Below are 12,576 nucleotides of genomic sequence, written 5' to 3'. Positions count from 1 at the left end.
TTATCCCGGCAGGCCGCACGGGCGCTTGACTTTCCGTGCGGCTTCGGCAATACGGGAATTGCTGATTGTTTGATCAGTCTGTTCGCGCCGCAGGGCAACAACACGGCGCGGACGCATCTCACCGCATTTTCAGGCGAGGCACGGCGCGGATGGCACCCGCACCGGCCCGCGCCACGTCGGGAACACAACGGTCATGGTACCGGCTGCGCAAGAGGGCTTGCCAGTTCCCGATTGGCGCGGCGCGCCGCCGCCAGCGGTTCAAGGCCCCCGGAGCCGCCAGGTCTCCGGGGGCTTTTTCCGTGGCCAGTGTCGTGGTCCGTGCCGTGCGTGGTGGGGGCGTAGCGCTTCGGGGCCGCCCATGGATGGTGCGGGTGGGCGGCGCATGGTTCTTGTCCGTCCTTTCCGCGACGGGCCGCATTCCCGCGTTTCCCTCCGGTTGACGCACCGTGCGCAAGACGGTAGCACGGCACCATTCCAGACCGGAGCACCCGTGAACAGCACATCCCCCATCCCTTCGCCCGCGGTTCCCGCCGCCGGTCATTCCGGCCCCCCCATCATCGACCCCGCCAGCGTGCGGCGCATCCTGGTCTGCCAGTTGCGGCAGATCGGCGACGTGCTGCTGGCCACCCCTTCGCTGGAACTGCTGCACCGCGCCTTGCCCCATGCCGAGTTGCACGTGCTCACCGAGCGCAAATGCACTCCCATGCTGGAGGGCAACCCCGCCGTGCACACAGTGTGGGCCATCGACAAAAAGGACCTGGCCTCGCTTGCCCGCGAGGTGGCCTTTTACTGGAAGGTGGCGCGCACCGGCTTTGACGTGGTGGTGGATTTTCAGCAACTGCCGCGATGCCGGTGGGTGGTGGCCCTGTCGCGCGCCCGGGTGCGCCTGTCGTACACGCCGGAATGGTACAACCGCTGGCTGTTCACCCACTGGGTGAAGCCGCGCTCGGGCTACGCCGCCATGGCCAAGGCCAGCGTTCTGGAGCCGCTGGGGGTGCGCTGGAACGGCGAGCGCCCCCGGCTGTACCTGTCCGACGCGGAACGCGCCGCCGCGCGCGAACTGTTGGCCTCGCTGGGGCTTGCGCCGGGGCAGCGATTGATCACCGTGGACCCCACGCACCGCCGCGTCACCCGGCGCTGGCCTGCCGAACATTACGGCAGGCTGCTTTCGCTGGCCGCCGCGCGGGATCCTTCGCTGCGGTTCATGCCCCTGTTCGGCCCCGGCGAGGAGGACGACGTGCGCGCGGTGACGGCCGCCTGCGACTGCCCGGAAAAGGTGCTGATGCCCGGGCGCATGCTGTCGCTGCGCGAAATGGCCGCCTGCATCGCGGAGGCCGTGCTGCACGTGGGCAACTGTTCCGCGCCGTGCCACATCGCCACGGCCGTGGGCACGCCCACCTTCGTGGTGCGCGGGGCCACCAGCAAGGCGTGGTCCTTTCCCGCGCCGGAACATTTCCACATGGCGCTGGGGCTGGACTGCCAGCCCTGCAACCGCAACGAGTGCGCCAATCCGGAGCAGTTGGCCTGCCTGGTGCGCCTGACGCCCGAAACGGTGTGCGACGCCATGCTGGGCCATCTTGCCGCCGTGGGGCGGGGATAGGGCGACGGCAGCCGCGCCACGGGCCGTCCGGCCCCGTTTCTTGGCGGGCGTGCGGATTTCGCGCTGGTACCGTCGGCCGGGCTGCCCCGGAGATTATAAAAGGGCCGTGTGTTCGGGCTTTCGCGGCACGTGGAAAGCGGCTACACTACCATGCGGCCCCCCTTTGGGCGTTTCGGGCCGTGAGGGGGCAGACGGGCCATGCCCGGCTTGTGCCGTCGGGGCTGGTGCGCGGCAGGGGATGCGTCCGTGAATGTGCACGGGCATGCACAAGCCGCCCCGGATGGGGGCGATGCGTTGCGGAGCGTCGGTGATTTCATGCCGTGTCATGCAGCAGTGGCCGCCATGCACGGAAACATGCGGAGAATTCATGTCGCGGTACTGTCGCTTTTGCACCCATGCAACGCAAAAACCCCGCAGCGGGTTTCCACTGCGGGGTTTCGTTTGCTCTGGTGGGCCATCAGGGACTCGAACCCCGAACCAACTGATTAAGAGTCAGCTGCTCTACCAATTGAGCTAATGGCCCAGCGCCTCAACGCGAAGGGGAAACTAAAGAGAACCCGCTCCGAAGTCAAGCGGATTTTTCCGGCACTTTGATTTTTTTCCAAGATTATGAAAAAATACAATAATAAAAAATATTTGCAGATGAAGATTTGTGGGGCGCGGTTACTTGCCGTGCTGCTGGTCGGGCTGCTGTGGGCCACGATGCTCGGCATTCCCGCCAGGGCAGCCGATTCGGGCGGGCCTTCCGCCCCCCTGGGGGCCTCTCCGGGGCTCGGCCCCCGCCCGGAGATCACCACCGAAACCTTCCGCGAGGTACGCGGCGGCGAGGACGGCGCGCTGGTTGTCGTATGGCTGGACCTGCCCGCCGGATACCACGCCTATGCCAACGACACGGACGGCAGCGGCGGCAAGGGCGGCGTGGGCCTGCCCACAGTGGTCACCGTGCGCGCCGCCGCGCCCGCCGCGACGGCTCCGCCGACCCCGGCAGTGGCGGCGGGCGTGCTGTACCCGGCGGGCCGCGAAATCATGGACCCGTTGACGCCCGGCCAGCGGGTGCGGGTGTACGAGGGGCGCGCGCCGGTATTCGTGCGCCTGCCGCAGGGGTATCTGGACCGCGACCTGGTGGCGGCGGTTTCGCTGCTGCTCTGCTCCGACCGCAATTGCCTGCCGTATCGCGGCGGCGTCGAGTTTCGCGTGGATTCCGCAGGGCTGGGCGGATTGCCCCGCGCCGACGAACAACCGTGGGCGGAGGACCTTCGCGCGGCGCGTCCCGCCGTGCAGGGAGCACCGGCCAGGCAGGAGGCGAGCGCGCAGGCCGCTTCGCCCCGCGCCGGAGAAAAGGGAAGCTCCGCGTCAGCCAGTACCGGCGCGTCCGCCACAACCGCTCCGCCCGCCACGGTCGGGTCCGCGCCCAACAAGGCGGCCCCGCAGGAGCAGGGCGACAGGGTGACCATTCCCTTCGGCAAGGGGGGGCGCTCGGTGCCCCTGCCGGGCATGCCCGACGCGCAGGCCTCCGCCAACGCCACCGACGGGGCGGGCGCCGCCATGTCTGCGCAACCCGAAGCCATCCACTGGAATTTCGCGCCGCGCTACCTGGTGCCGGAACTCGAGGTGTCCGGCCTAGGCAAGGCGCTGCTGCTGGGGCTGTTGGCGGGCCTGCTGCTGAACCTGATGCCCTGCGTGCTGCCGGTGATCAGCCTGAAACTGAGCGGCTTCGTGGCCGTGGCGGGGATTGGCGGCGACGATGAGCGCAAGGCGCATTTTCGCGAACACAACCTGTTGTTCGCGGCCGGGATCATGGCGTGGTTCCTGCTGCTGGCGTTCATCCTGGGCGGGGCTGGCCTGGCCTGGGGCCAGCTGTTCCAGCGGCCCGGCGTGGTCATGGGGCTGCTGGTGGTGGTCTTTGGCCTGGGCCTCAGCATGTTCGGGCTGTTCACCCTGCCCGTGCTGGACCTGAAGGCCGTGGCGGCCACCGGGACTACCGGATCGGGCCGGGCGCAGCCGTTCTTCACCGGACTGGTGGCCACGCTGCTGGCCACCCCGTGCAGCGGCCCGCTGCTGGGCGGCGTGCTGGGCTGGGCCTTTCAGCAGCCGCCGGAGATCATGGCCTTCGTTTTCACCTCGGTGGGGCTGGGCATGGCCCTGCCGTACCTGGTGCTGGCGGCCCGGCCCGGCCTGGTGCGCCATTTCCCCAGGCCAGGCGCGTGGACCGGCACGCTGGAGCAACTTGTAGGCTTCTTCCTGATGGGCACCGCGCTGTACCTGCTGACCATCCTGCCCGATGCATGGATGATGCCCGCGCTGGTCTCCCTGCTGGCAGTGGCCTTTGCCGCGTGGATGTGGGGGCGCTGGGGCGGGCTGGACGCTTCGCCGCGCCGCCGGACAGCGGTGCGCTTCGCCGCGTCGGCGCTGGTGGCGGCGACGGTGTGGCTGGCCTTCGCGCCGTCGGCTCCGTCCGCCCGGTGGGAACCCTTCGAGCCCGCCGGGTTCCGTGACATGCTGGGGCGCGAGATGCTCATCGTGGACTTCACCGCCGACTGGTGCCCCAACTGCAAGCTGCTGGAGCAGACCACCCTGTCCGATGCCGCGGTGTCCGAGTGGGCGCAGCGCTACGGCGCGCGGCTGGTGCGGGTGGACATGACGGCGGAATCGCCCGAGGCCCAGGCCCTGCTGCGCTCGCTGGGCAGCAGCAGCATTCCCGTGGTGGCGCTGTTCCCCAAGGGGATATTGTCCGCCTCTCCGGTGGTGCTGCGCGACCTGTTCACCTCCGGGCAGATGGAGCAGGCCCTGCTGGAGGCATTCGGCAAACCCAGACAGGAATGGAAGGACTAGCGGCGGGCGGCCCGCTGCATGAATGCGATGCGCCGTCCGGGCAATGCCCGGACGGCGCTTTTGTCGTCGTGCCACGAAGGTGAAGGCGCGGTGGCACGGGAGTGGGCGGGCTGCGGGTGTACCCCCGTTGTGCCGCCGACGTTGGCCAGCGGGACTAATCGCGCACGAAGGTGCGGTACATCAGCGACATGCCCAGCATGTTGGCGGCCGACTGTACGGCGTCCACGATGTCCGATTCGCGCCAGCCCAGTTCCACCAGCGCGTCGATGTCCGCGCGGGTGACCGCGCCCGGTGCGTTCACGGCCTTGGTCACGAAGGCCAGCACGGCTGCTTCGCTTTCGTCCAGCGGGGTTTCCACTGGCTTGCAGGACAGGTTGGCGATGTCCCCCTCGCTCATGCCCTGGGCGCGCAGCAGGTCGTGGTTGAATACGGCGCATGGGGCGTAGGCGAACTTCTCCGAGGCCACGTAGCGGATGGCCGCCAGCAGCGGCGGCGTCAGCCGATCGTGGTGGCGGAAATAGCGGATCATGTTGGCCTGGCGCTCCATCAGGCCGGGGGTTGCGCTCAAGAGGCGCATGGGCACGGGAATGTCGATCTGCGCGGGAACCAGGGCGTAGGTGTCGGCCACGATGCCTTCGGCCTTGTCGCGCTCCACGGTGTTCACGAGGTACATGGGGGCTCCTTGTCTGACGGTTGGCTTGTAGTAGACCGGTCGCCTATTGAGATGGCCGGATGTTCCTGTGCTTGATCGAGCGGATTCACGGGGTGCGGGAGCGGGAGAGGACGCTAGGCGCCCGTTGCGGTGGGCGCGCCCGCCGTTTCCGCCGCTTCTGGCGGTTGTGCGGCCAGGATGCGGGCGAAGAGCATCTTTTCCAGGCGCAGCAGAGGCTGGGCGTTCTTTTCCGCCTTCATGCGCAGGATGGCCCCTTCCCAGGCGTCCATGATGAAGGCGGCGGCCTCGTAGGGTTCCACGCCGGGCGCCAGTTCACCGCGCGCGGCGGCCTCGTTCAGGATGTCGCCCATGGCCCTGGACAGTCCGTCGAGCACCCCGCGCAACTTTTCGCACATGGCGGGGGAAAGGTCGCACATTTCCTGCGCCAGGTTGCCGAAGGGGCAGCCGCGCTCGTAGTCCCATTCCTCGTAGCGGCGACGGGCCAACTCGAAGAAGGTGCGCAACCGGTCCAGCGGCGGCACGGAGGCGTCGCGCAGCACCTGGGCCAGGGCCGGGGTGCGCACCTCGCGGTAATGGTCGATGAGCGCAAGCCCGAACTCTTCCTTGCTGGGGAAATAGAAATAGAACGAGCCCTTGGGAACGCCGGCAAGGTCGAGGATCTCCTTGATGCCGGTGTTGTTGAACCCCTTGCGGTGAACCAGTTCGGCCCCGGCGTCGAGGATGGCACGGCGTGCGTCGCGTTTCATGGGGCAACTAATAGACCAGTCGTCTATGTCGGTCAAGCACGCACGGCAAAAAGGCCGCCTTCGTCGGTGCGAAAGCGGCCTTTCGTAATTCTGCCAGCCTGTTGTGGCATGCGGAATCGGGGCGGACGCTACACGCACACCATGTCGAACGCTGTGCCGGTGAGCGGGCGGCCGCCCGTGGGGGTGACCTCGAAGGTGTTTTCCACTCCCACCATGCCCAGGCCGGGAATGCCCATCTTGGGTTCCAGCGCCAGGGTCATGCCTTCCTCCAGCGGTTCGTCGAAGCGGTGCGCGATGACCGGGTACTCGTCGATGGTCAGGCCGATGCCGTGCCCCAGGAACTGCACCTTGTTGGAACCCAGCCCCATGAACCCTTCGGAAAGGCCCGCGCGTTCCACGATATCCAGCGTGGATCGCCAGATGTCCGAAGGTATCTCGCCGGGGCGCAGCCGTTCCGCCGCGCGGGCCTGCACCTCGATGCACAGGTCGTGGGCGCGGCGCACCGGGTCGGGGATGGAGGCGGCGTTGCCCGCCCAGTACAGTTGCGTCTTGTCGGTGTGGTAGCCTTCCAGGCAGAAGCCGATGTCCAGCGCCAGCGGCGTGCCATGCCGCCACACCGAGCCCGCGTACCCCATGAACGGGATGGCCGGGTGCTCGCCCTTGAGCCCCAGCGGGCCGTTGAAATGGCTGGGGTAGTTGCCGTTGTCCCCGGCGGCGATGTGCCCCAGAAAGCATTCCTCGCCCGGCGCGCCCATGCGCATCAGGCCGCCATGCCCCCGGCTGAAGAACACCTGCCACGCCAGGTGCGAAATCTCGCGCTCGGTCATGCCAGGGCGCATCAGGCCGGGCAGCACGTCATGCAGGCATTCGTGGTGGCGGGCCCCGGCCAGGCGCAGCTTGACCAGTTCCCATGGGGTCTTGCGGGCGCGGGCGCGGGTAAGTACCGCGTCGCCGGGCATGAAGGCCACGTCCGCCAGGCGCTGCTGCATCATGGTGGCCAGCGACCACGGCAGGCCGGACATTTCCGCCGCCACCACCGGGGCCAGGGGGCTGCCCGCGTTGGCGCACAGGCCGGGCAGGTCGCCGTAGGAGCGGAAGGACACGATGTTGTCCAGCGGGCTTTCCAGCCGGGCGCGTTCCTCGCCCTTGCGCACCAGCAGCACGGGTTCACCTTCGCGCGGCAGCCACACTACGCCGTTGCCCGCCGTGCCGGTAAGGTAGTAGATGGCCACGCGCGAAAAGGCCATCAGCCCGCCTGCCTCTGGGGCCAGCGCGGCGAGGATGTCGCGCAGGCGGGACTGGCGCAGCCGGGCTTCTTCGGCGGGCAGGCGTTCGGCGGCGGTGAACGGGCGGGGCGCTAGGGCGTGCGAAGCGTGGGCGTGGGACATGGGCGCGGCGACTCCTTTGCGGCTGCGGTTCCGGCGATGGGGCACAGGGTAGGCCAAGGGGCGGCGAGGCGCAACCGTGCCCCAGTCGGACCGCGAACCCGGTCCTGCCGCTTCGGCCACGCATGTCCGACCCGGCGGATGCAGCGTCCGGGCGCGGCGATTGCGCTTGGCGGCAAGGCCGGGTAGAGGAGATGTTTCCGGATTGTTGCTCGCGGTCGGCAACGGCAACGCGACCGCAGAAAGGGCCAGGGACGCGCGCATCCCCTTGCGGGGCGCGCATCGCGGGTTCGGCGCATATCATGGTTCCAGAGGTACAGGATGCTGCTCGACGCAACGCTTCGCACCATACTGCGCGAATCGCGCACCATCGCCGTCATCGGCGCCAAGGACAAGCCCGGCCAGCCCGTGGACATGGTGGGCCGCTATCTTATTGAGGCCGGATACGACGTGCGCCCGGTGCACCCGGTGCGCCGCACCGTGTGGGGCATGCAGGCCTATCCCGCCATCGGCGACGTGCCGGTGGACGTGGACATAGTCAACGTGTTCCGCGCGCCGGAACACTGCCCGGCCCATGCTGTGGAAGTGCTGGCCCTGCCGCGCCTGCCGCGTCTGTTCTGGATGCAGTCTGGCATCACCAGCCCCGAGGCGGGGCGAATGCTGTTCGAGCGCGGCGTGGCCGTGGTGGAGGACCTGTGCCTGATGGTGGAGCATCGGCGGCTGATGGCCGGGGGGCTGCTGTGAGCGTCAACGATTCTGCATCTTCCGCCCCGTGGGACGCGGCCTTCGACTGCCGCATGTGCGGCCAGTGTTGCCAGGGCGAGGGCGGCATCGTGGTCAGCCCCACTGATCTTGCGCGCATCTGCGCCTTTCTGGGCATGACGCCGGAAGCCTTCGAGGCCGCCTACGGCGAACGCCGCAACGGCAAGCTGAAGGTGCGCACCGGGCAGGACGGCAACTGCGTGTTCTTCGCCGTGGGACGCGGCTGCACCGTGCACGAGGGCAAACCGGACATCTGCCGGGCCTGGCCGTTCTTTCGCGGCAACCTGGTGGACGCCGACAGCCTGGCCATGGCCAAGGAATACTGCCCCGGCATCCGGTCCGACGTGCGCCACGCGGAATTCGCCGCCGCCGGGCGGGCCTATCTTGCCGAACGGGGCCTGCTGGCCTGCGATTGCACGTGCGAGGCCAACGCCCTGGTGCTGGACAGGCACAAGGACGGCGGCAAGTAGCCGGCCAACCGGTCGACCGGCCGACCGGCCAAGCGGCCCAGGGGACGCGGCAACGGTAAGGTTTTTCGCCAAAACAGCCGAAAGGGCTGCGGGCAGGGCAAATGCAGGCGCGGAGGTCGCGTGACGCTGAGGGAATGCTACCGGATACTGCAGGTCGGCAACGGCGCGTCGCTTGACGAGGTCAAGAAGGCGTACCGCAAGCTGGCGTTCGAACTGCATCCGGACCTGAACCCCGGCAGGCCCGAGGCGGCCCGCCGTTTCCAGCGCCTGAACGAGGCCTACGTGCTGCTTTCGCGCACGCTGGACACGGCCGGTTCTGGCGGCAACGGCAGCGGCGCGGCCGAACGTGAAACGGCCGAACGCGAGGCCGCCCGCGCCTACGAGCAGGCCCGCCAGCGCTTCGGTGACATGGGAACCGGGGGAGCCGGAGCGTCGGCGTCATCCGCATCGGCGGGAACGTCGGCGGGGGCATCAGCGGGGGCAGCGGGCCGCGCATCCTCCGCGCGGGCGGCCAGCGGAGCCGACCGCAACCGGCGCAAGGCCGAGGCCACCTACCAGGCCGGGCAGGACGAGGTGTTGCAGGACATCCTGCGCGACCCCTTCGCCCGGCGGGTGTTCGAAGACATCTACAGCCAGATCCGCCGCGACGGCGGCGGGCTGGCGGCGCGCCCGCCCAAGAAGCGCAAGCTCAGCCTGGAATGGGGCGGCAAGGCCCTGACGGTGGATCTCACCCACGGCATCGGCGGGGCGGTGAAGGGCTGGCTGCGCCGCCAGATCGACGACGAGCAGACGGTGTACCTGCCCGCGCTCAGCATCGTGCCGGGGGCGCGGCTGCGCTTGCAGGTGACCCAGGGCCTGTCCGGCGAGGTACGCACCGTGGAGGTGACCCTGCCGCAGGACTACGTGGTGGGCCGGCCCATCCGGCTCAAGGGACTGGGCAAGCGCATCGGCCCGTGGCAGGGCGACCTGTATTTGCGCATTCTCGCCAAGGTACTGTAGAGGGTGTTTCCAAATTGGCCTTTCGCCCGTTGGCGTCCGACCCGAAGGGCGCGAAGCGTGGCCGTTGGGCGAGCTTGCGAGCCCTACGGACATCGTGCGCAGAGCGGTCAAACTTCGCCTGCCATTTTGCTCGAATACAGCAAGAGTACGCTCTGCGGTCGCCATCCGTAAGACTCGCAAACTCGCCTAACGGCTGCCGCACTCCCTCATGGCAGGCTTGTTTTCCTTGCCCACGAATGAAAATCCTAATTTGGAAAAACCCTCCAGCGGACCGGCGCCCCCCCCGTTTTCGCTCTGCGAGTTTCCTTGCGGGCCAATGCCCGCGCGTGAGGCCGGTGGCTCAACCGGCCTCTTCCATTTTCGCCCCGTCTGCTCCATCCGCGCCAACGGCCGCGCGGGACACGCCCGCGTCGCCCGCCCGCGCACCGTCCAGCACCACGCAGAACACCGCCGCGATGACCAGCCCGGCCCCCAGCCAGCCCGAGGGCGGGAACAGTTCGTCCCATAGCCAGTAGGCCAGCAGGGCCGCCAGCACCGGCTCGAAGTTGGCCACCACGGCCACCCGGGTTGGGGAAAGGCGGCGCATGCCCTCGCAGTAGGCCATGTACGCGCCGTAGGTGGTCACCAGCCCCATGCCCAGCACCAGCAGCGCCCACGCCAGCGGCCCCTTGGGCACAAAGCTGACGAAGGGCAGCAGGGCCAGCGCCCCCACGGGCAGGCAGAACAGGTACAGGGTGACCGGAGAATGGCGGTGCAGAAAGTGGCGGCTGAACACGTAGTGCAGCGAATAGGTGAAGCCCGCCAGCAGGCCGTAGCCGATGCCCGCCGCGCTGGCACCGCCCTGCAACCCCCCGCCCGACCGGCAGATCAGGAAGGCCCCGGCCATGGCCAGGCCCAGGGCCGCCAGCTTGGCGCGGGTCAGCGGTTCAGCGAAGCACAGCCGCGAAAGCAGCGCCACCCACGCCGGGGCGGTGTACAGCAGGATGGAGGCCAACGCCGCCCCGCCTTCGCGCACGGCCAGCTGGTACGACCCGAAAAACAGCGCCACGCCCACCAGCCCGAAGGCGGCGAAGGTTGCCGCGTCGCGCGCCGGGGCGCGCCACAGCCCGTGCCGGGCCGCGTGCAGACCGAAGAACAGCGCGCCGAAGGTGGCGCGCCAGAAGGCGATTTCCAGCGGGGTAACCCCTTCGGCAAGGCAGTAGCGGGCCAGCGGGCCGATGAGCGCCCACAACCCGGCGGCAAGCAGCACGAAGCCGTATCCGGCCAGCGGCATGGCGTCCTCCCAATGTGTCGTACCGGTGTTGTGAACGATGGCGGGGGGGAAGGCAAGCCCGCACGGCACGCCCGCACGCCACACGCGGATGGCTGGGGACGGCACGTGCAGTGGCGCGTAATGTTTCCTTAACCTCGCGGCGGCTTCACAGTGGCCTCTCGGGATGGTACACAGGGCCGAGACATGCCCGCCGGCTGCTGGCAGGTGCGCCCGGTTGCACAGTCCATGTGGCGCGCCGTCCCGGCCTGCCCGGCCCCCTCTGGCCAGACACACCTTGAACGAACACGCCCGACCAACGGAGCCCGCGCCGCACGGCCCGCGCCCGCAGGAGGATGCCCGGATGGCCCCTGAAACGCCCGACCAGACCCCCGACCAGACCCCGGACCAGACTCCCAGCCGCGAACCTTCCAACTCCGCCAGTCACGGGAATTCCGACCGCTTCGAGAGCGGCCCCGCCCGGCGGGAAGGCAGCCTGCTGGACATGCCGAAACCGCCCAGGCGGCAGCGCAGCAAGCTGGTCTGGGTGTTCCTGCTGGCCGTCGTCATCGCGGGCGTGGCCCTGTGGGAACTGCGGGACCTGGTCCTGCGCGACGCCGTGCCCGATCGGCAGGCCAACATGACCGGCACCGACGCCGCCATCCTCGGTCCCAACGCCACCAACGGCACGCTGCCCTCCATGGTGCCCATGGACGGCGATGCGGCCGCCACCGCCCAGGCCAATGCCACGGCCGCTGCGCCGGGCCTCAACGCCACCAGCCCGGACGGGGCCTTCGCCCAGGACGACGCGGTGGTGCGTTTCGCCTTCGTGGAAGACGTGGCCAAGTGGCTGGTGGAAAGCTACTACCCCAAGGGGACGCACATGGAGGCGCGCGCCTCCGGCTGGGTTGCCCCCAGCCTGAAGTCGGCCAACATGCGCTACGGCGTGAGCATGACCGGCCTGTCGTGGTCCGGCGACGACCTGAACGCCGGGCGTTCCGGCGTGCTGGAGTACGCCTTCACCCCGGCCATGCTCGAAGCGCTGCAACGCCTGTACGCCGACCGGTTCATGCTGGCCATGGCCACCGAGGCGTCGGCCGCCAAAATTACCGACAAGGGCAAGGAACGCGCGCTGACCACCGCCGAGGTGGCGGAAATGTACAGCCTGTACGCCACCCGCCTGCGCGGCCTGGGCGGCGCCCTGCGCGAGATCGCGGGCATGCCCGACGCGGTGGTGCGGGTGAACGCGTGGCTTACGGCCCAGCACACCGCGCTGGAGGCCAACGCCAAGTATCAGGATGCCGTGTTCGGCTACGACACCGCGCGCGAGGGCAATTCCGCGCATCTGGCGGAGCAGGCCCGGCGCATCATGGAGATGACCGGCAAGGCGTACCAGCAGGCCATCATGGCCCGCGAGCGCGCCCGCGAAACCCTGGCCGAGGCCATCCGCCGCAACCCCGACGCCCGCAGGCTGGACGACGACACACTGGTCTACGCTGCCGGGTGGGTGTACCGCCGGGCCAACGGCAAGCCGGAGAAGATGGACGCCGTGCGCATGGCCGCCACGGTGCTGACGGACATGGCCGCCCGTTTCGACAGGGCGGCGCAGGCCGCGCGCCAGTAACGCTTCAGGGAGCATGACGAGATGAACGACGCCGCGGGGGGGCAACCCTTCGCGGCGTTTTCGTTGGGTGGGTCATGTGGTGGGGAAAGGGCGGAATCGGGGCGGGACCGGGCGGATTGGGCGGAACCGTGGGGAACGGGGCGGGCGGGACGCATCGGCTTCCACGGACGATCCGGCGTGCCCGTTGCCTTTCGTCCCCGTATTGTTCCCGGACTGTCAGAACCGTCAAAACCGTC

General features: G+C 69.1%; 10 protein-coding genes and 1 tRNA gene. 6 read left to right on the top strand and 5 right to left on the bottom strand.

Features of this window, described 5'->3' with window-relative positions:
• Nucleotides 1-571: 571 nt before the first annotated feature.
• Nucleotides 572-1,600, top strand: a complete 1,029-nt coding sequence (locus tag RVX_RS11275) for a glycosyltransferase family 9 protein (protein WP_116306555.1) — start codon at nucleotides 572-574, stop codon at nucleotides 1,598-1,600.
• Nucleotides 1,601-2,047: 447 nt separating this feature from the next.
• Here the strand turns inward: RVX_RS11275 and RVX_RS11270 are convergent.
• Nucleotides 2,048-2,123, bottom strand: a tRNA-Lys gene (locus RVX_RS11270).
• Nucleotides 2,124-2,272: 149 nt separating this feature from the next.
• Here RVX_RS11270 and RVX_RS11265 point away from each other — a divergent pair.
• Nucleotides 2,273-4,432, top strand: coding sequence for a protein-disulfide reductase DsbD family protein (locus tag RVX_RS11265; protein WP_230404568.1), 2,160 nt, complete (start codon nucleotides 2,273-2,275; stop codon nucleotides 4,430-4,432).
• Nucleotides 4,433-4,586: 154 nt separating this feature from the next.
• On the opposite strand, the gene RVX_RS11260 is transcribed toward RVX_RS11265, so the two are convergent.
• The 3 genes from RVX_RS11260 to RVX_RS11250 form a co-directional block, all read right to left on the bottom strand.
• Nucleotides 4,587-5,105, bottom strand: coding sequence for a carboxymuconolactone decarboxylase family protein (locus tag RVX_RS11260; RefSeq protein WP_116305934.1), 519 nt, complete (start codon nucleotides 5,103-5,105; stop codon nucleotides 4,587-4,589).
• A gap of 113 nt (nucleotides 5,106-5,218) precedes the next feature.
• A complete protein-coding gene (locus tag RVX_RS11255; RefSeq protein ID WP_116305933.1) occupies nucleotides 5,219-5,851 on the bottom strand; it encodes a TetR/AcrR family transcriptional regulator in 633 nt (210 codons plus the stop codon).
• Nucleotides 5,852-5,979: 128 nt separating this feature from the next.
• Complete coding sequence (locus RVX_RS11250; protein WP_116305932.1) at nucleotides 5,980-7,239, bottom strand: M24 family metallopeptidase; 1,260 nt, start codon at nucleotides 7,237-7,239, stop codon at nucleotides 5,980-5,982.
• A gap of 318 nt (nucleotides 7,240-7,557) precedes the next feature.
• Here RVX_RS11250 and RVX_RS11245 point away from each other — a divergent pair, with 318 nt between their 5' ends.
• The 3 genes from RVX_RS11245 (at nucleotide 7,558) to RVX_RS11235 (ending at nucleotide 9,467) form a co-directional block, all read left to right on the top strand.
• Entirely contained in the window at nucleotides 7,558-7,980 is a 423-nt protein-coding gene (locus tag RVX_RS11245; RefSeq protein ID WP_116305931.1) for a CoA-binding protein, read from the top strand.
• 53 nt (nucleotides 7,981-8,033) lie between these two features.
• Nucleotides 8,034-8,468 carry a YkgJ family cysteine cluster protein gene (locus RVX_RS11240; protein WP_172596600.1) on the top strand — a complete coding sequence of 145 codons (435 nt, stop codon included), beginning with the start codon at nucleotides 8,034-8,036 and terminating at the stop codon, nucleotides 8,466-8,468.
• 120 nt (nucleotides 8,469-8,588) lie between these two features.
• Complete coding sequence (locus tag RVX_RS11235; protein WP_116305929.1) at nucleotides 8,589-9,467, top strand: J domain-containing protein; 879 nt, start codon at nucleotides 8,589-8,591, stop codon at nucleotides 9,465-9,467.
• A gap of 340 nt (nucleotides 9,468-9,807) precedes the next feature.
• Here the strand turns inward: RVX_RS11235 and RVX_RS11230 are convergent, their stop codons facing one another.
• The gene (locus RVX_RS11230) at nucleotides 9,808-10,740 is read right to left on the bottom strand and encodes a DMT family transporter (RefSeq protein WP_116305928.1); all 933 of its coding nucleotides are present in this window, start codon (nucleotides 10,738-10,740) and stop codon (nucleotides 9,808-9,810) included.
• Between the two features lie 340 nt (nucleotides 10,741-11,080).
• On the opposite strand from RVX_RS11230, the gene RVX_RS11225 reads away from it, so the two are divergent.
• Nucleotides 11,081-12,340: a hypothetical protein gene (locus RVX_RS11225; protein ID WP_116305927.1), complete on the top strand. Its 1,260-nt coding sequence runs from the start codon at nucleotides 11,081-11,083 to the stop codon at nucleotides 12,338-12,340.
• Nucleotides 12,341-12,576: the final 236 nt, after the last annotated feature.

It is taken from the genome of Nitratidesulfovibrio sp. HK-II (assembly GCF_003402415.2).
Classification (GTDB): Bacteria; Desulfobacterota; Desulfovibrionia; order Desulfovibrionales; family Desulfovibrionaceae; genus Cupidesulfovibrio.
This window is presented reverse-complemented; position numbering and strand designations above follow the sequence as displayed.

What these genes read in the sequence shown, in the direction of transcription:
- RVX_RS11260 (WP_116305934.1), bottom strand. Translation starts at nt 5,105, where the DNA reads ATGTACCTCGTGAACACCGTGGAGCGCGACAAGGCCGAAGGCATCGTG.
- RVX_RS11255 (WP_116305933.1), bottom strand. Translation starts at nt 5,851, where the DNA reads ATGAAACGCGACGCACGCCGTGCCATCCTCGACGCCGGGGCCGAACTG.
- RVX_RS11250 (WP_116305932.1), bottom strand. Translation starts at nt 7,239, where the DNA reads ATGTCCCACGCCCACGCTTCGCACGCCCTAGCGCCCCGCCCGTTCACC.
- RVX_RS11245 (WP_116305931.1), top strand. Translation starts at nt 7,558, where the DNA reads ATGCTGCTCGACGCAACGCTTCGCACCATACTGCGCGAATCGCGCACC.
- RVX_RS11240 (WP_172596600.1), top strand. Translation starts at nt 8,034, where the DNA reads ATGTGCGGCCAGTGTTGCCAGGGCGAGGGCGGCATCGTGGTCAGCCCC.
- RVX_RS11230 (WP_116305928.1), bottom strand. Translation starts at nt 10,740, where the DNA reads ATGCCGCTGGCCGGATACGGCTTCGTGCTGCTTGCCGCCGGGTTGTGG.
- RVX_RS11225 (WP_116305927.1), top strand. Translation starts at nt 11,081, where the DNA reads ATGGCCCCTGAAACGCCCGACCAGACCCCCGACCAGACCCCGGACCAG.